We start from the raw sequence: 25,416 nt of genomic DNA on the forward strand, positions 1-25,416 counted from the left end.
CTAATCCGGAGCATGCATTCTAATTGATCAAAATATTGGTTAGTATTGACGGGTATGACTCAACCTGAACCGGAAGCAAAAATCGGCTTGTGGACAGCCACAGCTCTCGTTATTGGCAACATGATCGCCTCCGGGATATTTCTCCTTCCGGTTACGCTCGCCTCGTATGGTGGAATAAGTCTCATTGGCTGGGTAGGGTCGTCTGCCGGCGCAATTGCACTAGCCTTGTTGTATGGGAATCTAAGCAGACTTGTCCCTAATGCGGCAGGTGGACCTTATGCGTACACACGTGCTGGTATGGGAGAGTTCGCGGGATTTCTTGTGGCCTGGGGATACTGGCTTTCGATCTGGTGTTGCAATGCAGCGATCGTGGTCACGTTTGTCAGTTACCTGACCGTATTTTTTCCTGTGCTCGCAACCAATTCGTCGCTGGCAGTAGCGACTGCGTTAGCAACGATATGGCTATTAACCTGGGTGAATGCCCGCGGTATCAGGTCAGCGGGCATAGTACAGGTGCTGACAACAATACTGAAGCTCGGGCCATTGGTAATCGTGACGTTTGTCGGATTGTTCTATATCGACACTTCGCATTTTATACCCTTCAATGCCAGCGGTCAGTCAAATGGTGCGGCGATAACAGCAACGATTACTTTAACGCTCTTCGCCTTCCTCGGCCTGGAAAGTGCTACTGTGCCATCAACCAGCATTAAGGAACCGGAGAAAACTATTCCGAGGGCGACCATTATCGGTACACTGGTGACAATGGCGGTTTATGTACTTGGCTCGACGGTGGTAATGGGAATCGTGCCTCCCGATCAGCTTCGTTTATCAAATGCTCCCTTCTCTGATGCCGCAGCCGTAATATGGGGTGACGGTGCAAGAGGATGGCTGGCACTCGGTGCTATCGCATCCACCTTCGGGGCATTGAATGGCTGGATACTTTTGCAGGGTCAGATCCCGTTGGCGGCATCGCGTGATTCTTTGTTTCCCGCTGTATTCGGTCGCCTGAACAGTAAGGGTGCACCGGCGATCGGCATGTACATCGGCAGTGCACTTATATCGGCTCTCATCTTTACGAACTTCACCAAGGGTCTCAACGACACATTTACGTTCGCAGTGCTGCTGGGAACAGTTACCGTATTGTTGCCCTATTTGTTTTCGGCCGCTGCGTTCGCGCTTCTGATCATTGAGCAAAAGGGCTGGCAAAAAGGAAAAAGATCCAAGCTGCTCCTTGCTGCAGTTGCATTCGCATATTCGATATGGGCCGTCGCCGGATCAGGACAGGAGGCCGTCTACTGGGGATTTATTGCTATCCTCTGTGGTGTGCCGTTTTATGTCTGGATGAAACGGGTACGGCAGCCACACGCTGCAGCGCAATAATTTCAAATGAAACTCACCTGTCATTCCGAATACGGCGACCTTCGCTCTGTTTATCTGAAGCATCCGCGTGAAGCTATGGTCGACGACCAGCGCATAGCCAATACGTGGCAAGCCCTGAATTTTCTTTCACGCCCGGATCTGTCTAGAGCCTTCTCAGAATACGCCGTATTTGAAAGTCTGCTGAAGATCACAGCTCCTGAGGTTCATCACCTCCCATTTCATTCAGACGTCACGATGGATTCGATGTACTGCCGCGACGCGTCGCTGGCTACAGACTTCGGTCTGATTCTTTGCAACATGGGCAAGCACCTCCGCAAGCCGGAGCCTACCGCCTGCAGAGAAGCGTTCCAGGCTTCGGGTATGCGAATCCTTGGTGCTATTGAGTCGCCCGGCACGCTTGAAGGAGGTGATGTTGCCTGGCTTGATACAAAGACGCTTGCCGTCGGGCACACGTACCGTACCAACGCGGCGGGTATTGAGCAATTGAAGGCCCTTGTCGAACCTCATGGAATAGAAGTGATCGTCGCTCAGCTTCCGCACTACAAGGGAAAAAGCGATGTCTTTCACCTGATGTCGATACTTAGTCCGATCGATCAGGATCTCGCGGTCGTCTATTCTCCACTCATGCCAATTCCATTTCGGGAATACCTGTTATCCCGCGGCTTCGGGCTGATAGAATCGCCGGACAACGAGTTCGACTCTATGGGATGCAACGTGTTGGCTATTGGCCCACGGCAGGTTATTGTAGTAGGAGGAAATCCCGTCACCCGTTCGCATCTGAACAGCGCGGGATGCACGGTCTATGAATATGAAGGTGCCAACATCAGTGTTGCCGGCGGCGGGGGACCAACCTGCCTTACGCGGCCGGTCCTGCGTGCCTTGCGTTGAGAATCGCCGATAGCTCCCTGGCGAACCTTGATGATACACAGACAAGCGTCAGGAAGTTGGATTCAGTTTTTCAATCCCTTTGGAAGTCTCAATGCGGCCTTCGGGTGACAACCGGACTTCGACTTTCTCATGACCATTGCCTTTCTTGAATGTATAGCTCAGGGGTTGTGCGACTGATTTTCCTCCTGTATTCAAAACCTGAAAGGCAACAGTCCAGGTTCCATCGGCAACATTTCCGTAGTTTTCCACAAAAGCACGTCTCACCAGTGCTGGCACTTCCGATTCGGTGATGGTTTGGATCTTTTTCACAGGCTGTGCAGCAAGTGGCAGTGCAGCAAGCAGCGCAATCAACAGGGCGTACATCTTACTTTTCATGGTGCTGGAGTTTGTTTCAGTATTTCAAACGGATGTGAAGCCCGGGAGTTGATCGAATAATGTCACGTAAGGTTGCGTATTTTTTTCCGGCGATTATCCCACGCAGATCATGCAAATATTTCCCAGCTTTGCACCATCCCTTCATTAATCAATGCACAATCAAAGTACATTATGATACGAGCTGTCTTTACAGATGTAGATGGAACTCTTTTGAATAGCGAGCGCCAGTTGTCACGACGGACTATTCATGCCATTCGTTCCATTGCCGATAAGGTAACCGTTGTACTGGCGTCTTCAAGGATGCCATCGGCCATGCGGCATTTGCAGTTGGAGCTGAACATCGCAGGGCATCCGCTCGTTTGCTATAACGGTGGCTATGTGCTTGCATCCGGTGCTGACAGTACAGTGTATGCCAACCACGTCATTCCCCTTGACGTATGTAGGGGTATCGTTGCTTATGCTTCCGGTAAGCCTGTTCACATCAGTCTTTATCACGCCGACAACTGGTACGCCGTGAAGCAGGACAAATGGACGGACAAAGAAGAGCGCGTCACCAAGGTATCGCCACAGTTCAAATCCTTCGATGCCGTCTTGTCGGAATGGGAGATCAACGGATTGGGTGCTCACAAGGTAATGTGTATGGGCGAGGCCGCCGATATCGCATCGTTCTACGAATGGCTTCGGGAGCAATACGCCGATCGGATCCATATCTATAAGTCGAGACCTACCTACCTTGAGCTGGCAACCAAACAGGTGTCGAAGGCGTCCGGTATGGAGCTGATCATGAGCAGGCATTTGAAGGCAAGTCTCGCTGATGCTATCGCCTTTGGTGATAACTATAATGATGTTGAAATGCTGCGGGAGGCGGGCATCGGAGTGGCTGTTGACAATGCCATCCAGGATGCAAAGGAAATAGCAGACGAGATAACCACTGCCGGTGAGGACGACGGGGTTGCGCGGTCACTGGAGAAACACTTTGGCGTAAACTGGAATTCTTAAAAAAAACTCAGGGCGGCATAGGGGTGAGGATCGTTTCAGATGTCACAATGGCGAAAAGCGTAAAAGACAAACTACATGAAACACTTCATCAACATAGTAATGCGCCGTGCGGGCGCCATTCTTTTCACTGTCCTTTTTGCCAACGTTGCTTTAGCGCAGGAGAATGAGGAACGAATGGACAAGGGTAAGGATAGTTACCAGATGAATACCCTGTTCTCGCCTGGCAAGATTTCAACAGGCGGATTTGGAGCCATCACAAACAAGTTCACTTTTATCGATGGCAATTTTGCTAATCTCACAGGTATCTACGGTGGAGTATATCTGAATCACAGCCTCCTTATCGGTGCCTCGGCTGCTGCACTTACCAATGATATTCGCGTGCCGGTAGAACACTCGGAGTCGCCGCTCCAGAATTTGAGCTACATGTACGGACAGGTCGGCGGCATTGTGGAGTACACTGTGGCCTCTCAGAAGGCAGTGCATATGTCCTTCAGTCTTTTCACGGGCGCAGGCTTCACGTTGCAATACGACCGCAATTCATGGCATGACGATCCGCATGAATTTGACTGGGACCACAGTGGAGATGAAGATTGGTTCTTTGTTGCTGAACCCGGGGTTAACATAGAGTTTAACGTATTCCGCTGGATGCGCTTCAGCCCCGGTGTTTCGTACAGGGCTGCTTTCAACAGCGACGGACGCGGATTGGGTGATCGTGCCCTCAGCAACATTTCTTATAACCTCTCAATGAAGTTTGGAAAGTTCTGAAAGCTTTAAGGTGCACGAGGTTTTGTAACGTGGCTGTCGGATTATTAAGAATCTGACTAACAGAACACTCCTGAAGTGCTGTGAATTAAATGGGAAGGGCCGGTATAGCATCGGTCTTTCCCTTTTTTTGTTGTCAGGTTTCCACTCCTGTGGTTTGGCTCTGTGAAAGTGATTACTTTCATCTATATTGGGCAGATACAAAAATTAACCACAATGAAGATAACTCTCGGCCTCCTGGCTGGCTTCGTGGTGCTGACCCTGGCATCCTTCCTTCCTATGCAAAAAAAGAAAGTAATATTTTTTGGTGACTCGATCACGCAGGCGGCAGTTCAGCCTGGTGGCTACATCGTAAAGATTGGTGAGATGGTCACCGCTGAAAAGTTGTCTGATCGCTTCGATCTAATCGGAGCGGGCATCGGTGGAAATAAAGTTTATGATCTGTTCCTGCGCATGGATGATGATGTGCTTGCAAAGCGGCCAGACGTGGTTGTCATTTATGTTGGCGTGAATGACGTATGGCATAAGAGGAGTTTTGGTACAGGTACAGACCTTGATAAATTTGAACGGTTCTATACTGCCATAATTAAGAAGCTGCAGGCTGCCAATTGCAAGATTGCCATCTGCACTCCGGCTGTTATTGGTGAGCGCACCGACTTCAGCAATGAGCTCGACGGCGACCTGAACTTATACAGCAATGTGATCCGCAACCTTGCCAAAGCCAACAATCTTCCTCTCATCGATTTGCGGAAAGCTTTTCTCGAATACAATCTGAAAGAGAACAAGGACAACAAGGAGTCTGGAATACTCACTACGGATCGTGTTCACCTGAATGCAAAAGGGAACGAGCTTGTCGCTTCCGAGATGTGGAAGGTTCTGAAGACCCTCTGAAACACACTTGATCAATCTTTTTACATTCGAGTTCACCTACGTTGAGCTGCTGCTGTTTTTAACTGTAGGTCTGCTCACCGGTATGGCCAAGACCGGAGTTCATGGAGCAGGAATGCTCTCTGTTCCTCTGCTGGCGCTGATATTCGGTGGCCAGAAGTCGAGCGGCGTAATGTTGCCTATACTGGTTCTGGCCGACGTGCTTGGTGTTTGGTACTATCATCGTCACGCCTCGTGGCAGCATCTCAAGGTATTGTTTCCGTGGGCCGCGGCTGGCGTTGTGATGGGAACAATTGTTGGCTCTTATATCGACGATCATATTTTCAAAGTGATCATGGCAGTGGTGATCGTTGGAAGCGTAGTCACCATGATCTGGCTGGAGCGGGGACATCGCGAGCAGGTACCGCATAATAAGTTGTTCAGCGCGGGCTCCGGTATCCTGGGAGGTTTCACCTCGATGGTTGGAAACCTGGCCGGTACCGTGATGGCCGTGTATTTCCTTTCAATGCGATTACCTAAGAACGCTTATATCGGAACTACGGCCTGGTTCTTTATGGTGACGAACTGGTTCAAGGTTCCCTTTCACGTCTTTGCCTGGCATACAATCAATTATAACACCGTTCTGCTGGCGCTTATTACGCTGCCTGCTATTATTCTTGGTGCCTTCCTGGGTATCCATATAGTCAAAATCCTGTCAGAGAAAACCTATCGGTGGTTTATTATCGTAATGACCCTGGTGGCCGCCCTGTTCATGCTTTTCTGATGGCAACCCGGACCCATGTATTCACGTTGCTGAGTGGTGAAGGTGCTATGTTTGGCCCACTCAGATGGATGTCTGGGGGTAAGATTTGCGATAACGTATCAAATACATCTATTTTCACCCTCCGGGAACCTAATATCACGGCCTTTAATTAATAGAGTTAATGGATAAGAGCTTTGCAGATCGCCTGTATGCGTCCCACCAGACATGCCCAACATGTCCGGCGCCGGCGGAGGTATCTAATTTCTTTGTTGAACTGCTGGGTGTTTTGTTTGCCGACTTTACGCAGATGGCATCGCTATCACGCGCAGAATTCGACCAGCATATCTCCACGCTGGAGAAGGAGCTGGAGAGAATTCTTCGACATAATCCCGGTAAGGGTACCGATGCCCGTCAATTAACGACCTTCTTTTTTGACAGTCTCCCTGAAATACATGCGAGACTGGAGGAAGATGTCACGGCCATGTTTGAAGGTGACCCTGCCGCCAAGACGCGCGATGAGGTGGTGCGTACATATCCGGGATTTTACGCGATTGCAGCTTATCGCATAGCTCATGCACTTCACAAAATGGGAGTGTCGGGAACGCCCAGGATCATCACAGAACATGCGCATAGCCGTACCGGGATAGACATACATCCGGCCGCAGAGATTGGTTCACATTTTTGCATTGACCATGGTACGGGCATCGTTATCGGTGAAACATCGGTTATTGGTAATCATGTGAAACTTTATCAGGGCGTTACACTGGGTGCGCTTTCTGTGAATAAAGAAGATGCTGAAAAGAAAAGGCATCCAACCCTTGAGGATAATGTGGTGGTGTATGCCGGAGCCACGATACTCGGAGGCGATACAGTCATTGGTCACCACAGCATTGTAGGTGGAAACGTATGGCTCACCAGCAGTATCCCGCCGCACTCAAAGATTTATTACCAGGCAAAGATGTATAATGGCAACACGCACGAAATAGACCACGTGGTATTCAAGTCAGGCATCTGAACACATTTCTCACCATTCATTAATACTCCGGTTTATTCACGCTCTCAATTTTGAATTCATGACACTTCAGGAACTCATCGGAAATACTCCACTGGTCGAATTGCAACACATACCGGTTAATAAGAACGTCCGGATATTTGGAAAGCTTGAGGGAAATAATCCCGGTGGTAGCGTTAAAGACCGGGCGGCATTGGGAATGATCAGCGGTGCGATGTCGCGGGGACAGATCAAGGCTGGAGACAGGCTGGTAGAAGCAACGAGTGGCAACACGGGCATCGCACTGGCGATGATCGCGCAGCTGAAAGGACTGAAGATGACACTCATCATGCCCGACAACTCGACCCGCGAGCGCGTGCTGTCCATGGAGGCGTATGGGGCTACCGTTATACTGACCCCTTCGGAAAGAACGATCGAATATTCGCGTGAGCTGGCAGAAAAAATGGCGCGTGAAGAAGGATATTTCATGCTTGATCAGTTTGCCAATGCAGACAACTACGGCATGCATTATAAGACGACAGGCCCTGAGATCTGGCGCGATACAGCCGGAGCAGTGACGCACTTTGTTTCCGCGATGGGAACCACTGGAACGATCATGGGTGTGAGTCGCTACCTGAAAGAACAAAATCCGAACATACAAATAGTAGGTACCCAACCGACAACCGGGTCCTGCATTCCCGGAATCCGCCGGTGGTCAAAGGAGTTCCTGCCTAAGATCTTTGATGCCAGTCGCGTTGATCGTGTCATGGATGTTGACGAGCGTGATGCCCGTATGATGACAAAGCGCCTGGCCAGGGAAGAAGGAATTTTAGCAGGGATGAGCAGTGGCGGTGCCTTAAGTGCTGCCGTGCAACTGGCAGGTGAGCTCGATAAAGGCGTGATCGTATTCATTGTCTGCGACAGGGGAGACCGCTACCTCAGTTCAGACCTGTTTGATTAAGTGTTCGCTGCCGCAAAGCTTACGCGCCTGCTAATACAAATGCTTCAGTAATTCGTGCCGCCGATACTCAATTGTCGCCGGTGATTGTATCGCTCAACCTTCGTCTTGCTCCGGGCTTGGCGCTTCCCATTTGCTTTTCTAATTTCAGGCATGAGACTTAACCTACATGCTGCAATCACGGCGCTCGCCTTTTCGTTCCTCCAGATTGCTAATACCTATGGACAGGCCAGTACCAACGTTCAGCAGGTTAAAGGACCCGAGCGTTTTCGCAACGAAGTAACTGAAATATCCGGCAAGCCTGCCGCCGATACCAGTCGCATTGTTCTTTTTACAGGCAGTTCTTCGATCCGTCTCTGGCACGACATCAAAGCATATTTCCCCAGTTATAACATCATTAATCGCGGGTTTGGAGGTTCTCAAACGAGCGACCTGCTTTACTTTGCCGACCAGCTCATCTTTACCCTGCGGCCTTCGAAGATCTTCATCTATGAGGGCGACAACGATCTGGCTGGGGGTAAGTCGTCTGCACAAATCATGGCCACCACCGACAGTCTGTTGCATCGTATCAGGAAGCAGTATTCAGCGTCAGTTCCGGTGTACTTCATATCTCCCAAACCAAGTGTTGCGCGATGGAAGCTGAAGGATGCCTATCTGGATCATTCGCGAAATCTCAGGAAGTGGGTCGGCACAAAGAAGAATGTATACTATGTGGATGGCTGGAGTTCACTGGTAGATAATAATGGTGAGGTGCTCAAGGATATTTTCAAGGAAGACAATCTGCACCTTAATAAGAAAGGCTACGATCTTTGGGCAACAGGTATTAAGAAATTTCTGCCCTGAAGTTTAGAATCTGAGGGTGATAATTTTTAAAATACGGCGTTTTGAATTCAGCGCTTTAAATCCAGCGTTTTAAATCCTGCGCGTTATATAGTCACCGCTCAAGTGCGCGGAGTTTTGTAAAGTTGTCGCGCGTTAGCGTTGCGTATCGGGCTGCGAAAACCTGAACGTCAGGATCAGTTGAATATCCTGCCCGCTCCAGAAGTTTGAGGTCGCGCTTATACGATGCAGTCATATTCCTGATATAACGCGAATCAAACTTTCTTCCATGCAGCCCGGATATTTCATCCATTGATTCTGGCTCGGGTAATTTGATCTTGTGGATTTTGGCCAGTCGTTTCAGATCGCGCAGCATTTGCTCCTGATTGATCACCATCCAGGCACCATAGTCTTTCAAAGGACGTGTTGTTCCTCTTTGAACGGCCATCCTTGACTGCTCAAGTCCCAGCATTCGCGCCTGCGACATTTCGTTTATAAACGTCTTCACGAACAGCACTTCGCTTTCACTGAGTGCGCGTTTGGAGGCAGGAGCTTCAATTCGTCGCACAGTTGCCAGCGCACTCGAAGTTGCAGGCGCGGCCGTGCCTGCCTGTGCTGTTGGTGAAGAAGCCTGCACGGCAGATGAACCTGTTGCGTTCACGTCAGCGGGTAAGGTTGTTGTCGTATCAAACTGCATAAGCAGCATGGTGACTGCTGCAACGATACAAATATTTATAAAGACGATAGCGTTTCTCATGTCAATATCCGGTAGCTGATTATGGAGGTTTAAAAATCATGCCACGGCATTATCGATAGAAATGCCTCGTATAGTCAAACTTTATGAACCACGTAATATGTGAAGTTATTCCCCACTCATGCACAAAATTCTACTTCGCCGTCCGCTCTCAACCTCGCTTTCACTCTGTCTTCTCGTGGAACAGTTATTGAAGTCTGAACCGCAAGCAGAGCTATGAACCATCAAGCAGAACTATAAACCATTGAATACAAAACCATCGTATTATGAAAAAGGCAGAAGAAATTGACGAACTGGAACATGTTCCACAAACACAGCTCGACACGAAGATGGCCAAAAGCAAACCGGTTAAACTCGGCTGGACAGCAAAGGAAACAGATAAGATCTCAAAAGCTCTGAATGATTTGCTGGCCAACTATTCGGTGCATTATCAGAAACTGCGGAACTATCACTGGAATGTAAAGGGCTCAGATTTCTTTGACCTTCATGAACAATTTGAACTGCAGTACAACGAAGCACTGCTGCATATTGATGATATCGCAGAACGAATCCGCATCTTTCAGGAGACACCGCTCAGCACGATGAAGGATTATATCGAAACATCGGAAATAAAGGAGACAACGACTGATCTTGAGTCCGACCTGATGGTGAGGGAAATCCTCAGCGACTACACGATCCTGCTGAAGTATATGTTCAAGGTGGTTGAGGTCGCCGTCGGTCAGGAAGACTCAGGTACCGAAGAAATGGTGAAGCGCTTTATTAATTCGATTGAGAAACACCATTGGATGTTATCGGCCTTTCTGGCTAAATGATTTGTTGAAATACCCTGTGTATTTCGATGACAACAAGTCCATGATCTGCCAATAATCCGCTATATTTAAGGTCCACGAGTTCGAACGCACTCTATGACCTTCTCAGTTGAAAACGTTTTGTTGTTGGGATCACTGTTGCTTTTCCTGAGCATCATTGCCAGCAAGACGTCATTTCATATTGGAGTTCCGTCATTGATCCTCTTTCTTGTTGTGGGGATGCTGGCCGGCTCGGATGGGCCGGGCGGAATCTTCTTCAATGACTTTAAGACGGCCAAACTTTTGGGTGTGGCTGCTCTTAATTTCATTTTGTTTTCGGGTGGTCTCGAAACAAAGTGGGAGAGTATTCGTCCGATCCTTTGGCAGGGTTTCTCGCTGTCAACCATTGGAGTACTCATCACCGCGGTGACGGTTGGATGGTTTACCAGCTATCTGATGGGGTATACCTTGCTGGAAGGATTGCTTCTCGGCGCAATCGTTTCGTCTACGGATGCTGCGGCCGTGTTTTCAATTCTAAGGTCCCGCAAGGTTGGGTTGAAGGGAAATCTTCGTCCGCTGCTCGAGCTCGAAAGCGGCTCGAACGATCCAATGGCATTCTTCCTTACGGTGAGCATGATTTACCTTCTGGAAGATCCGGATGCATCCTTCGCATCGCTCATTCCAAGATTTTTCAAGGGGATGGCCTTAGGCGCTCTTGCAGGCTATGCGTCTGGGAAGATCATGACCTTTGTAATCAATAAGATCAAGCTGGACATCGATGGCCTGTATCCCGTATTGATCCTGTCGCTTGTATTCTTTACGTATTCATTTACCGATTTCATCGGAGGCAACGGGTTCCTTGCTGTTTATATTTCGGCCGTGATGCTGGGCAACAGCAACTTCCTTCACAAGAAAAGTCTCATTCGCTTTTACGATGGCCAGGCCTGGCTTATGCAAATCGTGATGTTCCTCACGCTTGGGCTACTGGTCTTTCCGCATGAGATCGTTCCGCTGCTCGGCCCGGGCGTTCTCATTTCAGCATTTCTGATTTTTATTGCCCGTCCCGTAGCGGTGCTCACGTCGATGATATTCTTTCCTGAACTTAATATCCGGAAGAAACTCTTTCTGTCCTGGGTTGGGCTTCGTGGAGCAGTGCCAATCATTTTTGCAACCTATCCGCTGATTGCCGGCATCCCCGTCGCGAAAGACATATTTAATCTTGTGTTCTTTATTTCAGTGTCCTCTGTGCTGCTTCAGGGGACTACGCTTGCTCACGTCGCAAGATGGCTTCACGTAAGTGTGCCGGAAAAGATAAGAAGAAGGTTCCCGCTCGACTTCGAGTTAAAAGAGGATTTCAGTTCAGAGTTGTTTGAAGTGGACATACCCGGAACATCTGGTGCGGTTGGTAAGACAGTCATGAATCTTGATCTACCCAAGACTGCTCTGATTGTACTGATTCACCGCGACGGTAAATACATCACGGCCAGGGGCGAGACAGAGATCCTTGCGCAGGACCATTTGCTGATCATGGCCGATACAAAGGAAACGGTACAGGAGGTTTACGACGTTTTCGAAATTCAACCGGCGCTCGGCCATTAACGGCACAGCCCGCTCGCGGCGCTATTCCTCCGCTCTCACACTGTTCCTCACTCTCACACTGTTCCTCACTCTCACACTGTTCACCACTCTCACACTGTTCCTCACACTATTCCTCTATTTGAGTTCATTCTTTTGATGGTTCAATACAGCTTTCCGTCATGTGATTACCTGGTGCATTGACGGACGGATGCCCCGTCGTACATTCAGGGATAACCAAATCTCTGCCTTCTATGTTTAAGCATCAGATCATCGTTGCCATTCGGGTACTGTGGAGTCGAAAGTCGCATGCACTAATTAACATTCTCGGGCTGGCAATGGCAGTTGCCGTTACCATTCTCGTAGGCTTGTTTATCAGAGATGAATGGACCTTCGATCAGTTTCATTCAAAGGCGGATCGTATTTACAGGGTTTGGGTCAAAGAGGATTGGGGCGAGAATCAAAAGTTTTTCAACGTAGCAACTCCGTTTGCTATGGGACCGGCGCTTACAGAGAATTTTCCGGAAGTCGAGCGCCACGTTCGGATACACAAGAGGGGCACGCAGGTGAAAGTCGACGATCGGCAATTCACGGAAACGCTGACAATAGGAGGGAAGGACTTCTTCGATGTTTTTGATTTCGATGTAATCAAGGGCTCTAAAGAGGCACTCGCTTCAGCCGACGGAATAGTGCTGACAGAATATGTTGCTAAAAAGTATTTCGGTGATGCTGATCCTATAGGCAAACCTCTGTCTGTTCAGCTGGGAGAGCAATTCGCAGAGTTTACGGTGAAGGCTGTGGTTAAAAAAATTCCCATAAATTCAAGTGTTCGTTTCTACCTGCTGATCTCCGATCTGAATTATCCAAAGCTGATGAGCCAGGAGGCAATAACCTCCGACTGGTTTAATGTATCACCTGAGACTTATGTGTTGCTGAGGCCGGAGGTTATACCCGGTGATCTCGAAGGCCGGTTCCCGAAAGTGTTTCGAACATTGCTGGGCGCCGAAGACTTCGACAAGAGTCACTATACCGTCGGCTTGCAGGCGCTCACAAGTATTCATCTTGATACCCGCTTTCCTGCCGAGCTGGCGAAAGTGAGTGATCCGAAATACAGTTACATACTAGGCGGTGTTGCTGTTCTTGTATTGATAGTGGCGTGCATAAACTTTGTGACGCTGAGCATCAGTCGTACCATTTCGCGTTCACGCGAGGTGGGAGTTAGGAAAGCAGCCGGTGCTTCGCGCGGCCAGCTGATGAGGCAATTTACCGGAGAAGCATTGGTGGTAACCATGATATCGCTCGTAGTTGGTGTCCTTGTGGCGCGACTGTGCTTGCCGCTGTTCAATGACTTATCAGGGAAGGAGCTGACGCTGGAGGCAGATTCGTTTACGCTCGTATCAGGTGTATTGCTGCTGATGCTTATAGGCATCCTGTCAGGAAGCTATCCCGCACTTGTACTGTCCCGGCTTCGACCGGCAATAGTATTGAAAGGAAAGCTGAGTGGCAACAGCCGCCAACGGTTACGCCAGACGCTGGTGACGATCCAACTGATCCTGTCAGTCTTCCTCGTTGGCAGCAGCCTGATCATGACCCGACAACTGAACCTGCTGCAGCATAAGAACCTTGGATTTGATAAGTCGCATCTGGTCGTCATGCAATTGAACATTCCCCACGGTGGAGGTATGGCTAAACGCGTAAGCCTTGGCTTTGAACGTGCCCGCATTTTTAAATCCGAGCTGCAACGTCTCAACTCGGTGGAAAGCGTATGCGCAGCATCGCATGATTTTGCACATGGTTCGTGGGCGGAGATCGGATACACAGATGATCTTGGGAACTACAGGACATTTAAACTGAACATCGTTGATGAGTTGTACGTGCCGTTAATGAAGATGGAGTTTGCCACGGGCCGGAATTTTCTTACCGATGATGACACAGATGCAAGACGTGCAGTAATCATCAATGAGGCGTGTGCAGCTTCTCTTGGAATGAAGGACCCTATTGGCAAGCGACTTCCGGGCAAGGCCTTCGGTGATCATGAGATCGTCGGTGTGATAAAGGACTTCAACTTTGAATCGTTATATAGTAAGGTATCACCGCTGGTCATGGTGATGGATGCCCGCATCATACTGCCGGGTGCCCAGAACGTCAGCATCGGCAACACGCCTGTGCCAAAAGTTTTCGCCCGCATCGATGGTCGCGATATGCAGCAAACCCTCGCTGACATTCAAGCCGTATGGACAAAGATCAATCCGGACGAAGAGTTTGCATACTCTTTTGTTGAGCAGGCACTGGAGAACCAGTATCAGACTGATACAAACCTCAACCGTATCATGAAGATTACTACGGGTCTGGCCATAGTTATCGTCAGTCTGGGGCTTTACGCGCTCGTCTCTCTTACGATGCAAGCCCGTGTTAAAGAAGTTTCTATTCGCAAGGTGATGGGAGCCTCAAGTGAATCACTTCTGGTGCTTTTGTCGAAAGACTATTTCCTGCTTGTTGCTATCGCTTCAATTGTCTCCATTCCCCTCACATTGTACATGGTCAACACATGGCTGCAAAGCTTTGCCTATAGAGTCACAATAGGATGGGGTGTATTTGTTCAGGCGACGGGCATTGCCTTGGTTCTTTGCGCTGCAGCAATAGCGGTACAAATCATAAAAGCCACGAGGGTGGCGCCGGCAAAAACGCTGAAAGAAGAGTGAAGCGTAAAATTAAGAATTAAGAATTAAGAGTTAAGAATTAGCTGTCACGACCTGCGGTCGTGGCGGGCAATCAGCCGAACGGCTGGCGGCTAATTCTTAACTCTTAACTCTTAATTCTTAATTATTTGTTTTACAAATTATATACTTATGTATATTTGTTTAGCAAATATTATAATAATGGCGAGGGAATTTCTTGGTGAGTTTGAGGAACTGGTTTTGACCATGGTCGCAATTCTTAAGGACGAGGCTTATGGGAACGCGATTGTTAGTGAGATCAGGCAGCGTGTCGGGCGGGATTGCAATCTGAGCGCCGTGCATGTGACCCTATATCGATTGGAAGACAAGGGCCTTATCAAATCTTCAATGGGAGGTGCCACAAACGAAAGGGGAGGCAGACGAAAGCGCATCTTTACCGTTACCAATGCCGGCTTCTCCATGCTTAAAGACATGAAGGAGTCGCGCATGGAATTGTGGAAGTATATCCCTCAGTTAAAGTTCGGAAGCTTGTAGCAGGCGCTTTTCAGGACATCATGATAAAACACCCCACATCAAATAACCACAGGTCACTCAGATTCCTGGAGTGGTTTTGTCCGCCGCACCTGGTAGAAGGAATTGAAGGAGACCTTGTTGAAGAATACTATGCCGATGCTGAAGCATTTGGTGAAGCCGTTGCCAGCAGGAGGTTGTGGCTGGGCGTCTTACGATTCTTCAAACCCGGCATCATTTTCAGAAACAGATTCAGGCATCCATTTCATACCATTATGCTCAGAAATTATCTTACCACCACCTTCAGGAATGTTGTAAAGCACAAAGTGTTTTCGGCAATTAATGTAATAGGCCTGGGCATTGGCATTACTGCATGTCTGCTCATTCTGCAGTTTGTAATGTATGAACTGAGTTACGACAAGTTCAATGAAAAGTTCGACCGCATCTATCGCGTTACGAACGATCGCTTCCAGCAGGGAAAACTTATACAGCACGGTACAATCACTTACCCTACAATCGGGCCGGCGATGACTGCCGACTATCCCGAGATTGAATCTTATTCCAGGTTAATGCCTGCCGGTGATCTCAATGTTAAAGTAGGAGATCGTTTTTTTCGTGGCGAAAGCTGCATCTTTGCCGATGACCATCTGCTCACCATCTTTACGTTTCCCATGCTTGCGGGTAGCCCTGCCGATGCGCTTAAGGGTCGCTATCGGCTTGTATTGACCGAGACAACAGCGCGCAAATACTTTCAGTTTACGGGCGATGACTGGAGCCAGATTATGGGCAAGCACATCTACTGGGGCCTCGACGCCGAACCTTACACTGTGACGGGTATCTGTAAAGATGTTCCCGAAAACTCGCATCTCCAGTTCGATGCCCTTGCCTCTTACGAAACGCTTTATACGCCGGAAAACCACGGCGCCGACGACAACTGGACGTGGTCAGACATGAGGCATTATTTGCTGCTGAAACCCGGCGTTGACTACAAAGCACTCGAAGCCAAGTTTGGCGGATTCAGCGACCGTCATTTCCAGGGCGATAAGGTGTCGGGCAGCGTGGAAAAGTTCTTCCTCCAGCCCCTGAGCAGAGCTCACCTGTATTCAGACTATGAATACGACATCGCTAAGGTGGCCAGTGGAAAAGCTGTTTGGTCAATGCTGATCGTCGCCGGATTTATTTTGCTCATTGCGTGGATCAACTATATCAACCTGACCACATCGCGTGCACTGGAACGGGCAAGAGAAGTTGGTGTGCGCAAAGTGATGGGTGCCATAAGAGTAGAGTTGATGCGTCAGTTCATACTGGAGTCTGTTGTCATTAGCCTCTTCGCATTCTTTACTGCGGTTCTGCTTTCAGCATTGATACAAAAACCATTCAACGACATTATCGGCGCAACACTTTCACCAATGAAAGTATTGTCAGCCATGAGTGGCAGCACCATTTTGATTCTTGCAGGAGTGATGATCTCAGGCATTCTGCTCGCCGGCTTTTATCCTGCTGTAGTTTTATCGTCTTATCAACCGGTAGTTGTGCTCACGGGAAAGTTTACACGTTCAGGTCGTGGCGGACTGATCCGAAAAGCACTCGTGGTATTTCAGTTCACTGCATCCGCAGCGCTCATCGCGTCGACCCTGGTAGTTTCACGACAATTGAAATTCATGAATGAGGCTGCGTTGGGAATTGACATTGCCAACACTGTCGTTGTCCAATCGCCGGAGCGCACTACGGCAGACAGCACACTCATTCCGCGCTTTCAGGCTTATGAACAGGAACTCACTACTGTGCCCGGAGTTTTGAATGCCACCACTTCGAACAATATTCCGGGTGCGCGACTCGGACGTGCCTTCAATGTTCATCTCGCTTCGATGCCGGAATCGTCGAACGTAACTTTCAGTTTCATCGGAGTCGACTACAATTTCCTCAATACCTATGGGATGAAAATTGTCGCGGGAAGAAACTTCGAAGCGACGGACCATAACGCAGACTGGGAGCAGATCAGAAGCGTCATTATCAATCGCCGTGCGGCACGTCTGTTGAATCTCAAAGATGATGAGGAGGCAGTCGGACAGCATGTGAATTTCTGGGAAAGAGACTGGACCATCATTGGGGTTGTACCTGACTTTCATCAACAGGGATTGAAAAGAGAAATGGAGCCAATCGTCATGTTCCCGGTGTATTCAACTTATGCGAGCACGTCTGTCAAAGTAAAGAAAGAGACTATGAAGGAAACGATCGCGAAAATCGAAACGGTGTTTAAGAAACACTTCCCCGAAAACTCATTCGATTACTTTTTGCTGGACGAATACTACAACACTCAGTATCGCGATGAAGATCGTTTTGCGAAAGTGGTAAACATCTTTGCCGTGCTCGCCGTGGTGATATCGTGCCTGGGATTGATCGGTTTGTCATCCTACACGATTGCCCAACGCACCAAGGAAATCGGTATCAGGAAGGTGCTTGGTGCATCTACTCCAGGTATAGTGGCTTTGTTGTCTGTTGACTTCATGAGGATAACGTTGCTGGCTTCGTTGCTCGCTCTTCCGCTTGCCTGGTTTGCGATGAACTTATGGCTTGAATCGTACCCTTATCGCATTGCTCCAGGCTGGGCATTGTTTGTGGTTCCCGTTGTAAGCATATTGATCATAACGGCGATTACCGTGAGCTTTCAGATCATGCGAACAGCGGCCGTAAACCCTGCGAAAACACTCAAGTACGAGTAGCAGCATCGTTAGCAACGTGGTCGCCGGACGTATTCCGATGCCGTCGGAATCTCTGCTCATTAGTAATGTTTGATGGCTGGCGCCAGTTGTCCAATGTAATATTGAGTAGGATAATTCACGAAACATCACAGCGGCGTGTGAGTCGGTGTTTAGGCCTTAACCGTTCATAACCATTGCCGTAGATTGGGCGGGAGAGCGCGACTGGCCGTCTGCCGGGAAAGCATCAAAACGACTAACTCGACAGGATTCATCCAAATGTCAGGTATTCACCGAAAATCCCTCTTTTTCGGCATTCAGCCCCCATATTTTTGTTTTCATTTGGTCGAGGCCAAATTTTTTAGCTGAAGCAATGAGAGCCCCTTTGCATTTTTTACTGGCGCTTCTTCTCTTATTGTGCGTCCTCCCAGGGAAGGCACAAAATTATAAGATGCATTCGGTATTTGTTTACAGTTTCACGCGATACGTGATCTGGCCGGAAACTTATAACTCCGGCGATTTTGAAATCATGGTGCTGGGTGATTCTCCAATCATCGACGAGCTGAAGGCAATGGCCCAGGCAAAGAAAGTCGGAGAGAGGAATATCAAAGTGACAAGGATCTCGTCACCGTCGGAAATCAAGAAGTGCAATATGCTGTTCGTATCTGCGGCGAAGTCGGCCCAGATAGCTGAAGTAATGGAAAAGGTAAATACGCAGTCTATACTCGTCATAACAGAAGAAGCAGGGGCGGCACAGAAGGGGAGTGATATCAACTTTATTGTAAAAGACGGAAAACTAGCATTTGAATTAAACCAAGCGTCGGTGACACGCCAGGGACTGAGAGTAAGTAATGAACTTTCACGACTGGCAATATTGATATAAGAGTAATATGGAAGAAGTAGAAAAAAAGACTTCGCGCATGCGACTAACCATCGGTAAAAAGATACTCGGTGGTTTTCTGATCCTTATCGCGCTGTTCATTGTGAACGGCTTGATCATCTTCTGGAAGGGAAATGTGATCGACAGCGTCGTGAACAGTTCCGCCACGGTGTATCGACCATCACAGGACGCGATCCGCGACCTCATGTTGATGGTAACGCGTTCGAAAATGCTGGTCACCAACTGGGTGTATCTTCAGACAAACCAGGAAGATAAGAACGCTCTCAAGCAACTGCAGGACTACGAGTATCCTGCGCTGCAAAAGAACATCACCGACCTCATGCCGACATGGGAGAGCGACAGCCAGCGCCGCTGGATGGACACGGTCTTCCTCAAATTCGATACGCTTCTGAATGTGCAGAAGCAGTCGATCATGTCTAACCTTCAGTCTTTTGAAAACTACGAAGATCCATTGACGAAGCTGATGGCTGAAGATGCCATCGAAAGCCAGATCATTCCACGCACCGCCGATCTGATCAAACGCCTCAATCGCATTGCCGACAAGCAGAACCAGGTTACTCTTCGTTCCGACGTTGATGTGATCGGCTCAATCAAGAGCCTCCGGAATTATACCATGATCCTTGGAGCCGGTATTATCCTAATCGGTCTTCTCAGCGCGATCTTCCTGATGCGTTCTATCACCAGGCCGGTGAACTTCCTTAAGAACATCGTCATCAAGCTTGGCCGCGGCGAGCTGGTAGAAGACAAGCAGGCCAACGTCAGCAACGACGAAATTGGTGAGATGGCGAAAGCCATGGATAACCTGGTATCGGGTCTGAAAGCAACCAGCCTCTTCGCTGAGAACATCGGTAATGGAAGCTATAACACTGCATTCAGTCCTCTCAGCGAACACGACGTACTGGGCAACGCGCTGATCAACATGCGCGACAACCTTTCGAAGGTTGCTGAGGATGACAAGAAGCGTAACTGGGCAACGGAAGGTATGGCCAAGTTTGGCGAGATCCTCCGCACGAACACGAACGATATCAACAAGCTTGCTGATGAGATCATTGGCAACCTGGTGAAATACCTCAAAGCAAACCAGGGTGGTATATACATCATTGATGATGTGGAAAGCAACGAAGAGCCAACGATGTCTCTGAAGGCCTGCTACGCCTGGGATAAGAAGAAATTCCTCAATCAGAAGATCCACAGAGGCGAGGGCCTTGCAGGTCAGTCATGGCAGGAGGGAGACACAGTTTATCTCACAGACGTTCCTCAGGACTACATTAAAATAACGTCAGGGCTGGGCGACGCAAATCCTACCAGCGTATTGATCGTTCCTTTGAAGGTGAATGATCAGATCTTCGGTGTGGTTGAACTTGCATCATTCAGCGTGTTTGCCGATTTCGAAGCAGACTTCGTTCAGAAAATCGCAGAAAGCATTGCATCAACGATCTCTTCTGTTAAGATCAACGCACGCACACAGAGTCTCCTTGAAGAATCTCAGGAGATGACGGAGCAGATGCGCGCTCAGGAAGAAGAGATGCGTCAGAACATGGAAGAACTCCAGGCAACGCAGGAAGAAATGCAGCGCACACAGTCGGAGACGGACAGCACATTGTCTGCCATCAACAGCGCTCTGGCAGTTGCCGAGTATAACACGGAAGGTACTCTCGTGAAAGCGAACAGCAACTTCCTCGATCTGTATGGCTACACGCAGGAAGACATTGTGGGTGAACACCACCGCGTACTGGCCACTCGTGATGACAAGAACAGCGAAGAATATCGTCAGTTCTGGAGAGAGCTCGCCTCGGGTAACGCAAGAAAAGGCGCCTATACCAGGATCAATAAGAAAGGCGAACAGACGCGCGTGCGCTCAGCGTTCTCACCGATCACAAACCGCGCAGGCGAAGTCATTAAGATTCTTGAGATCTCATACGCGCTGCACGAGCAGCCGGTGATGTCGTTCAAGTAAGAACACTATACAACTACTACACACGGGGTCCGGGGAGTGAAAGCTTTTCGGGCCCGATTTTTTAATTGATAATTGATAATTGACAATTGATAATTGTGGAGGGCCTTTCGGCCCGTTTTTAATTTGAGCCTTTTTTATAACCCTGCTGAAATGCATTCGAGCGCTTTACTATTAGTGATCTTTAAGCAGGGCCAGACTTTTTGATCTGAGTCGCTTGTCTGGATCGATCGCAGAACAAAAAAGGGCCGAAAGGCCCTCCATAATTATCAATTATCAATTATCAATTGCCAATTAATACTCCGACGTGAGCTCGAACGGAGCACTAGCCGAATCCACCACCTTGCCGCTTTCGCATTTGAGCAGGCGTGCCGGGAATTTTTTGATGAGACCGTAACTGTGTGTGGCCATGAGTATGGCAGTTCCGGTGTTGTTGATCTGTTGGAAGATCTTCATGATGCCGTGTGCCACTTCAGGGTCGAGGTTTCCTGTGGGCTCGTCGGCCAATAGTATTACCGGCTGGTTCAGCAACGCGCGGGCTATGACCACGCGTTGCTGTTCACCACCGGAGAGTTGATAAGGTATTTTCTTTTCTACTGATCCTAGTCCCACCTGGATAAGGACTTCGGTCAACCGGGCTTTAATCTTGGCGGTGTCCGTCCAGCCAGTGGCCTTCATGACGAACATCAGATTTTCAGCGACTGTGCGGTCGTTGAACAATTGAAAGTCCTGGAAGATGATCCCGAGCTTGCGCCTGAGGAGAGGAACGTCGGAAGCTTTAATGCCCGCCATTTTGTAGCTGGCAACGGTAGCTTCGCCCACTCTCAGCGGAAGATCGGCATACAGCGTCTTGAGCAGAGACGATTTGCCCGAACCCGTTCTTCCTACGAGATAGGCAAACTCACCCTTTTGAATGTCGAACGATACATCGCTGAGCACAGCATTGTACTCCTGGAAGATCGTGGCATCCTTGACACTGACGACGGGATCAGTTGAAAACATCTGCAGAGATTATGGCGCTGAGTTAGCCGTTCACTTTCTTGTGATCTGCAAGGAACTTGGCAAGACCACTGTCAGTGAGAGGATGTTTCAGCAAGCCGGTAATAACGGAGAGGGGGCAGGTAGCCACATCTACGCCAAGCTCGGCACACTTGAGCAAGTGAACCGCGTGACGAACAGAAGCCGCGAGGATCTCTGTTTCGAAACCGTAGTTGTTGTAGATCTTCACCAGCTGAGCGATCATTTCCATGCCGTCCTGAGCGATGTCATCGAGGCGGCCAATGAAGGGAGACACGTAAGACGCGCCTGCCTTTGCAGCAACGATTGCCTGTCCTGAAGAAAATATGAGTGTGCAGTTGGTGCGTATGCCTTCGCTGGAGAACTTCTTGATAGCTTTGATGCCGTCCTTAATCATCGGGATCTTAACCACGATCTTATCGTCGATCTTGGCAAGCTCCTTACCTTCTTTCATGATGCCGTCGAAATCAGTGGATATCACTTCAGCACTTACGTTCGCGTCTACGATCTTGCAGATAGCCTTGTAGTGTGCGCGGATGTTATCTGCACCCTGCACGCCTTCTTTGGCCATAAGTGATGGGTTTGTAGTTACGCCGTCAAGCACGCCGAGATCGTAGGCTTCCTTGATTTCATTTAGGTTAGCGGTGTCAATAAAGAACTTCATTGTGTTTTGATTTGAATCGGTTGTATGTGAATAACTTACTTAATCTCTTCAAAAGAGCGGGGAACCAGTTGACCTCCAATTGCTGAAGCCGGGATTTCGATGCGCATTTGGCAGCCGCAGTGCGGCTGGCAGCAAACCTGTCCAGCAATAGCGGGATCCAACAAACCTGTCCAGCCATCGGCGGGATCAACAAACCCGTCCAGCCATCGGCGGGACCAATAAGTCAACAAATAAAAAAAATGGCAAACCGAACATCGCACCGCTACAACCGCCTACCCTTGCTACCTTCCGATCCTGGGGGAGTTCAGCAGGAGCTGGTCGTGCCGATTTGCCGGCACAAATATAGAATTATTTGTTGATTTGTTGACTTGTTGACTTGTTGATTGAAATGCGCCGTTGCAGTTCAAACAGCTGTTCAGGCAACATTTACGATGATTGAGCAGAACATATTCACTACGCGGTTGGAACTGAGGCGATTGCAGCCAAACGACGCAGAAGAGGTCTTTTATACTTATGGAAGCAAACCTGAGGTTGGCCGGTATCTGACCTGGCCTACGCACCGGGGATTGACTGACACGCGCAATTTTCTGGAGCACGTTGGACAATCCTGGGGACTGGGAGTGGAGTTTACTTTTGGAATCAGGATCAGGTCTCACAACCGACTTATCGGTTCACTTGGCATCCAGAACGATGATGGCCGCATCGAGGTTGGCTATGTTATTTCTCCGGCTTTTTGGGGGCAGGGATTTGCAACAGAGGCCTGCACGGCAATGGTTAATTATCTCAGGGACCTGCCCTGGATATACCGGATTCAGAGTTTCGTCGATGCTGAAAACATCGCTTCGGCAAGAGTACTTTTGAAAAGTGGATTCATCGAAGAAGCGCGGCTTCCACTATGGCGTCGTTTCGTCAATCAGGGCAACATTCCCCGGGATTGTATTCAATTCAGAGTCCCGCTCGAAGGTCGCCGATGACTCTCGTCCATCCTCCAATGTCGATCGGAGCCAGACTGCCCAACCGCGCAGGTATGTCACCACGTCGGCTTTCACATTGTGCTGCAGGAATCGCTGATGAGGTGGCAGGGCGCGCAGTACGTTCGTGTTCGATAACGTTTCGAGTTGCCGAAGGTCATCAACATCAAATCCGGCGTTAAGCATCGCAGTGATCATATCATCCATAAGAAGACCGCTCGTGGGACAATAATCATTTAATTGCTCCGTCCAGTTGCCATACCGTTGCATGGCAGCCTGATGGATAGCAGCCTTGTCAAGTCTCACAATCTCTCTGGCGAGAAATCCACAATTGCATGATCCCATATGACCCCATTGATAATCGCCCGCGCATTCAAGCGAGGTTGCCGTATCAAGCAGGGCGTTGATAGTGCTCATAGTAATTCGTCCCATAGGAGTTTCAGGCTGCTCTATTGATAAGTAAGTTATGAAAATGCGGCAACTTCTGTTCCGATAGAAACTGAGATGATCGTCGCAACACTACACCGATTGCAACCCCTTAAACCACTCGAATGGCAAACTGCGGCATTCACAAAAAGAAACGCGGTCGTTTATCTTTTCTGGCTACTTTTAACCAACCTTCATCAGACGATAATATATGTCCACCTCCCGCAACGATTTTCTCGCCAGTCGCAGAGAAACTTTGAGAATGTTAGGTATTGGTTCTGCCGCCGGCATGCTAAGCATGTTTGGCAGTCAGCCGGCCCTGGCCAGCGGAACGCAGGCCCTGGCGAGCGGCACGCAGGCTCGTGATGAAGCGCGTGAACAGGCCCGGGAGGAAAAGCCGTCTTATGCAAAGGGCCTACCCGTAGTGAAGATCAAAAGTGTGAAGGCCATTGCTACAGCGCCCCAGGGTTCCAACCTTATCGTCGTTAAAGTGGAGACCACCGAGCCCGGACTTTATGGGTTGGGATGTGCTACATTTACTCAACGAGCGGTAGCCGTGGTAACGGCGATCAACAGCTACCTCAACGACTTTTGTGTTGGGCGCGATGTTGACAACATCGAAGACATGTGGAATGCCGTTTATGTGAGCTCATACTGGCGCAATGGTCCGGTGCTTAACAATGCACTGAGTGGACTTGATGAAGCGCTATGGGACATCAAAGGCAAGCGCGCCAACATGCCGGTGTATCAGCTGCTGGGAGGAAAGTCGCGGTTTGCCATTCCCTGCTACACGCACGCACAGGGCAATACGCCCGAGGCCGTGGCGGAAGATGTTCAGCGTATCATGGAACGCGGATTCAAATACATACGCATTCAGCAAGGCGGTTATGGGGCGGTCGGTGCCATCAACGAGCAACCCGATTTCAAGAAGGCAGGCTTTGGAGGAGAGACCGACAACTACATGAACGAACGCGTGTACCTCAAGTCTGTTCCGAAGATGTTTGAAGTGGTTCGTAAAACATGCGGCGAGGAAATAGAGCTGTTGCACGATATTCATGAACGCGTTCAGCCGATGGACGCCATCAACATGATCAAGAAGCTGGATGAATTCAATCCGTTCTTCATCGAAGATCCATTCTCGCCGGAGAACATGGAATGGTTTAAACTATTGCGCCAGAGCACCTCTGTTCCTATTGCCATGGGCGAGTTGTTCAATAATATTAATGAATTCAAGATGCCCATGGTGAATCAGTGGTTCGATTTCATTCGCGTACACGTTTCGCAGATTGGTGGCATAACGCCGGCCATGAAAATCGCGCGACTGGGTGAGTGGTTTAATATCAAGACAGCTTTCCACGGGCCCGGCGATGTATCACCTGTTGGTCATGCCGCTCATGCCCATATCGATCTGACCGTTTGGAATTTTGGAATACAGGAAGCCGTAAGTTTCTCCGACAAGATGCTGGAAGTATTCAGCGGATGTCCCACGATGAATAACGGATACATGTCCGTGAATGAGGTGCCAGGACTAGGTGTCGACATCAATGAAAAGGAAGCGGCAAAGTATCCGATAACGACAAAATCAAACTGGCAGGTGCGCAAGCGCGACGGTACTCTGATAAGACCTTAGGCAATCACTTTATTGTGTCTGTGTTTGGCATTCCGACCGGAAGCGAA

23 protein-coding genes and 1 other RNA gene are annotated in these 25,416 nt (G+C 49.1%); 18 read left to right on the top strand and 6 right to left on the bottom strand.

Going from position 1 to position 25,416, the window contains the following annotated elements; genetic code table 11:
* The first annotated feature begins 54 nt into the window (after positions 1-54).
* A complete protein-coding gene (locus WBG78_RS08670) occupies positions 55-1,380 on the top strand; it encodes an amino acid permease (RefSeq protein WP_337326009.1) in 1,326 nt (441 codons plus the stop codon).
* Between the two features lie 6 nt (positions 1,381-1,386).
* A complete protein-coding gene (locus WBG78_RS08675) occupies positions 1,387-2,268 on the top strand; it encodes a dimethylarginine dimethylaminohydrolase family protein (protein ID WP_337326010.1) in 882 nt (293 codons plus the stop codon).
* Positions 2,269-2,316: 48 nt separating this feature from the next.
* Here WBG78_RS08675 and WBG78_RS08680 read toward each other — a convergent pair whose 3' ends face one another.
* Positions 2,317-2,643, bottom strand: a complete 327-nt coding sequence (locus WBG78_RS08680) for a hypothetical protein (RefSeq protein ID WP_337326011.1) — start codon at positions 2,641-2,643, stop codon at positions 2,317-2,319.
* A 171-nt stretch (positions 2,644-2,814) separates the two neighbouring features.
* On the opposite strand from WBG78_RS08680, the gene WBG78_RS08685 reads away from it, so the two are divergent.
* The 7 genes from WBG78_RS08685 (at position 2,815) to WBG78_RS08715 (ending at position 8,826) form a co-directional block, all read left to right on the top strand.
* A complete protein-coding gene (locus WBG78_RS08685; RefSeq protein ID WP_337326012.1) occupies positions 2,815-3,642 on the top strand; it encodes an HAD family hydrolase in 828 nt (275 codons plus the stop codon).
* A 75-nt stretch (positions 3,643-3,717) separates the two neighbouring features.
* On the top strand, positions 3,718-4,407 hold the full coding sequence (locus WBG78_RS08690; RefSeq protein WP_337326013.1) for a hypothetical protein: 690 nt from the start codon (positions 3,718-3,720) through the stop codon (positions 4,405-4,407).
* A 213-nt stretch (positions 4,408-4,620) separates the two neighbouring features.
* On the top strand, positions 4,621-5,295 hold the full coding sequence (locus WBG78_RS08695) for an SGNH/GDSL hydrolase family protein (protein ID WP_337326014.1): 675 nt from the start codon (positions 4,621-4,623) through the stop codon (positions 5,293-5,295).
* Positions 5,296-5,302: 7 nt separating this feature from the next.
* A complete protein-coding gene (locus tag WBG78_RS08700; RefSeq protein WP_337326015.1) occupies positions 5,303-6,055 on the top strand; it encodes a sulfite exporter TauE/SafE family protein in 753 nt (250 codons plus the stop codon).
* Between the two features lie 160 nt (positions 6,056-6,215).
* Entirely contained in the window at positions 6,216-7,049 is an 834-nt protein-coding gene (locus tag WBG78_RS08705) for a serine O-acetyltransferase (RefSeq protein WP_337326016.1), read from the top strand.
* Positions 7,050-7,107: 58 nt separating this feature from the next.
* Positions 7,108-7,986 carry a cysteine synthase CysM gene (cysM, locus tag WBG78_RS08710; RefSeq protein ID WP_337326017.1) on the top strand — a complete coding sequence of 293 codons (879 nt, stop codon included), beginning with the start codon at positions 7,108-7,110 and terminating at the stop codon, positions 7,984-7,986.
* Between the two features lie 150 nt (positions 7,987-8,136).
* Positions 8,137-8,826, top strand: coding sequence for a GDSL-type esterase/lipase family protein (locus WBG78_RS08715; RefSeq protein WP_337326018.1), 690 nt, complete (start codon positions 8,137-8,139; stop codon positions 8,824-8,826).
* Between the two features lie 91 nt (positions 8,827-8,917).
* Here the strand turns inward: WBG78_RS08715 and WBG78_RS08720 are convergent, their stop codons facing one another.
* A complete protein-coding gene (locus WBG78_RS08720) occupies positions 8,918-9,559 on the bottom strand; it encodes a DUF4142 domain-containing protein (protein ID WP_337326019.1) in 642 nt (213 codons plus the stop codon).
* 263 nt (positions 9,560-9,822) lie between these two features.
* Here WBG78_RS08720 and WBG78_RS08725 point away from each other — a divergent pair, with 263 nt between their 5' ends.
* The 7 genes from WBG78_RS08725 to WBG78_RS08755 all read left to right on the top strand — a co-directional run bounded on the left by WBG78_RS08725 (position 9,823) and on the right by WBG78_RS08755 (position 20,664).
* Positions 9,823-10,368 (top strand): Dps family protein, encoded by a 546-nt coding sequence (locus tag WBG78_RS08725; RefSeq protein ID WP_337326020.1) that lies wholly within the window; start codon positions 9,823-9,825, stop codon positions 10,366-10,368.
* A gap of 93 nt (positions 10,369-10,461) precedes the next feature.
* Positions 10,462-11,943, top strand: a complete 1,482-nt coding sequence (locus tag WBG78_RS08730) for a potassium/proton antiporter (protein WP_337326021.1) — start codon at positions 10,462-10,464, stop codon at positions 11,941-11,943.
* 230 nt (positions 11,944-12,173) lie between these two features.
* The gene (locus WBG78_RS08735; protein WP_337326022.1) at positions 12,174-14,621 is read left to right on the top strand and encodes an ABC transporter permease; all 2,448 of its coding nucleotides are present in this window, start codon (positions 12,174-12,176) and stop codon (positions 14,619-14,621) included.
* Positions 14,622-14,798: 177 nt separating this feature from the next.
* Positions 14,799-15,131, top strand: a complete 333-nt coding sequence (locus WBG78_RS08740; protein WP_337326023.1) for a PadR family transcriptional regulator — start codon at positions 14,799-14,801, stop codon at positions 15,129-15,131.
* A 20-nt stretch (positions 15,132-15,151) separates the two neighbouring features.
* Complete coding sequence (locus WBG78_RS08745) at positions 15,152-17,830, top strand: ABC transporter permease (protein WP_337326024.1); 2,679 nt, start codon at positions 15,152-15,154, stop codon at positions 17,828-17,830.
* Between the two features lie 427 nt (positions 17,831-18,257).
* Complete coding sequence (locus WBG78_RS08750) at positions 18,258-18,689, top strand: YfiR family protein (RefSeq protein ID WP_337326025.1); 432 nt, start codon at positions 18,258-18,260, stop codon at positions 18,687-18,689.
* Positions 18,690-18,696: 7 nt separating this feature from the next.
* A complete protein-coding gene (locus WBG78_RS08755; RefSeq protein WP_337326026.1) occupies positions 18,697-20,664 on the top strand; it encodes a GAF domain-containing protein in 1,968 nt (655 codons plus the stop codon).
* Positions 20,665-20,955: 291 nt separating this feature from the next.
* Here the strand turns inward: WBG78_RS08755 and WBG78_RS08760 are convergent, their stop codons facing one another.
* The 3 genes from WBG78_RS08760 to ffs all read right to left on the bottom strand — a co-directional run bounded on the left by WBG78_RS08760 (position 20,956) and on the right by ffs (position 22,675).
* A complete protein-coding gene (locus WBG78_RS08760; protein WP_337326027.1) occupies positions 20,956-21,663 on the bottom strand; it encodes a cell division ATP-binding protein FtsE in 708 nt (235 codons plus the stop codon).
* A gap of 22 nt (positions 21,664-21,685) precedes the next feature.
* Positions 21,686-22,342: a fructose-6-phosphate aldolase gene (fsa, locus tag WBG78_RS08765; protein WP_337326028.1), complete on the bottom strand. Its 657-nt coding sequence runs from the start codon at positions 22,340-22,342 to the stop codon at positions 21,686-21,688.
* 238 nt (positions 22,343-22,580) lie between these two features.
* Positions 22,581-22,675, bottom strand: an RNA gene (gene ffs / locus WBG78_RS08770) — signal recognition particle sRNA small type.
* A gap of 50 nt (positions 22,676-22,725) precedes the next feature.
* Between ffs and WBG78_RS08775 the strand changes: the two genes are divergently transcribed.
* A complete protein-coding gene (locus WBG78_RS08775; RefSeq protein ID WP_337326029.1) occupies positions 22,726-23,316 on the top strand; it encodes a GNAT family N-acetyltransferase in 591 nt (196 codons plus the stop codon).
* Here the strand turns inward: WBG78_RS08775 and WBG78_RS08780 are convergent.
* The gene (locus WBG78_RS08780; protein ID WP_337326030.1) at positions 23,236-23,745 is read right to left on the bottom strand and encodes a hypothetical protein; all 510 of its coding nucleotides are present in this window, start codon (positions 23,743-23,745) and stop codon (positions 23,236-23,238) included. The two genes, WBG78_RS08775 and WBG78_RS08780, sit on opposite strands and share 81 nt — an antisense overlap.
* A gap of 205 nt (positions 23,746-23,950) precedes the next feature.
* Here WBG78_RS08780 and WBG78_RS08785 point away from each other — a divergent pair, with 205 nt between their 5' ends.
* Positions 23,951-25,369, top strand: coding sequence for an enolase C-terminal domain-like protein (locus WBG78_RS08785; protein ID WP_337326031.1), 1,419 nt, complete (start codon positions 23,951-23,953; stop codon positions 25,367-25,369).
* Positions 25,370-25,416 lie beyond the last annotated feature (47 nt).

Origin of the sequence: Chryseolinea sp. T2 (assembly GCF_037203685.1) — a bacterium.
In the GTDB taxonomy this organism is placed as follows: domain Bacteria; phylum Bacteroidota; class Bacteroidia; order Cytophagales; family Cyclobacteriaceae; genus Chryseolinea.

Coding starts and splice junctions, on each gene's coding strand:
- WBG78_RS08675 (WP_337326010.1), top strand. CDS start 1,387: ATGAAACTCACCTGTCATTCCGAATACGGCGACCTTCGCTCTGTTTAT.
- WBG78_RS08755 (WP_337326026.1), top strand. CDS start 18,697: ATGGAAGAAGTAGAAAAAAAGACTTCGCGCATGCGACTAACCATCGGT.
- cysM (WP_337326017.1), top strand. CDS start 7,108: ATGACACTTCAGGAACTCATCGGAAATACTCCACTGGTCGAATTGCAA.
- WBG78_RS08735 (WP_337326022.1), top strand. CDS start 12,174: ATGTTTAAGCATCAGATCATCGTTGCCATTCGGGTACTGTGGAGTCGA.
- WBG78_RS08745 (WP_337326024.1), top strand. CDS start 15,152: ATGATAAAACACCCCACATCAAATAACCACAGGTCACTCAGATTCCTG.
- WBG78_RS08690 (WP_337326013.1), top strand. CDS start 3,718: ATGAAACACTTCATCAACATAGTAATGCGCCGTGCGGGCGCCATTCTT.
- WBG78_RS08780 (WP_337326030.1), bottom strand. CDS start 23,745: ATGGGACGAATTACTATGAGCACTATCAACGCCCTGCTTGATACGGCA.
- fsa (WP_337326028.1), bottom strand. CDS start 22,342: ATGAAGTTCTTTATTGACACCGCTAACCTAAATGAAATCAAGGAAGCC.
- WBG78_RS08725 (WP_337326020.1), top strand. CDS start 9,823: ATGAAAAAGGCAGAAGAAATTGACGAACTGGAACATGTTCCACAAACA.
- WBG78_RS08730 (WP_337326021.1), top strand. CDS start 10,462: ATGACCTTCTCAGTTGAAAACGTTTTGTTGTTGGGATCACTGTTGCTT.
- WBG78_RS08685 (WP_337326012.1), top strand. CDS start 2,815: ATGATACGAGCTGTCTTTACAGATGTAGATGGAACTCTTTTGAATAGC.
- WBG78_RS08695 (WP_337326014.1), top strand. CDS start 4,621: ATGAAGATAACTCTCGGCCTCCTGGCTGGCTTCGTGGTGCTGACCCTG.
- WBG78_RS08705 (WP_337326016.1), top strand. CDS start 6,216: ATGGATAAGAGCTTTGCAGATCGCCTGTATGCGTCCCACCAGACATGC.
- WBG78_RS08785 (WP_337326031.1), top strand. CDS start 23,951: ATGTCCACCTCCCGCAACGATTTTCTCGCCAGTCGCAGAGAAACTTTG.
- WBG78_RS08680 (WP_337326011.1), bottom strand. CDS start 2,643: ATGAAAAGTAAGATGTACGCCCTGTTGATTGCGCTGCTTGCTGCACTG.
- WBG78_RS08715 (WP_337326018.1), top strand. CDS start 8,137: ATGAGACTTAACCTACATGCTGCAATCACGGCGCTCGCCTTTTCGTTC.
- WBG78_RS08750 (WP_337326025.1), top strand. CDS start 18,258: ATGCATTCGGTATTTGTTTACAGTTTCACGCGATACGTGATCTGGCCG.
- WBG78_RS08760 (WP_337326027.1), bottom strand. CDS start 21,663: ATGTTTTCAACTGATCCCGTCGTCAGTGTCAAGGATGCCACGATCTTC.
- WBG78_RS08740 (WP_337326023.1), top strand. CDS start 14,799: ATGGCGAGGGAATTTCTTGGTGAGTTTGAGGAACTGGTTTTGACCATG.
- WBG78_RS08670 (WP_337326009.1), top strand. CDS start 55: ATGACTCAACCTGAACCGGAAGCAAAAATCGGCTTGTGGACAGCCACA.
- WBG78_RS08720 (WP_337326019.1), bottom strand. CDS start 9,559: ATGAGAAACGCTATCGTCTTTATAAATATTTGTATCGTTGCAGCAGTC.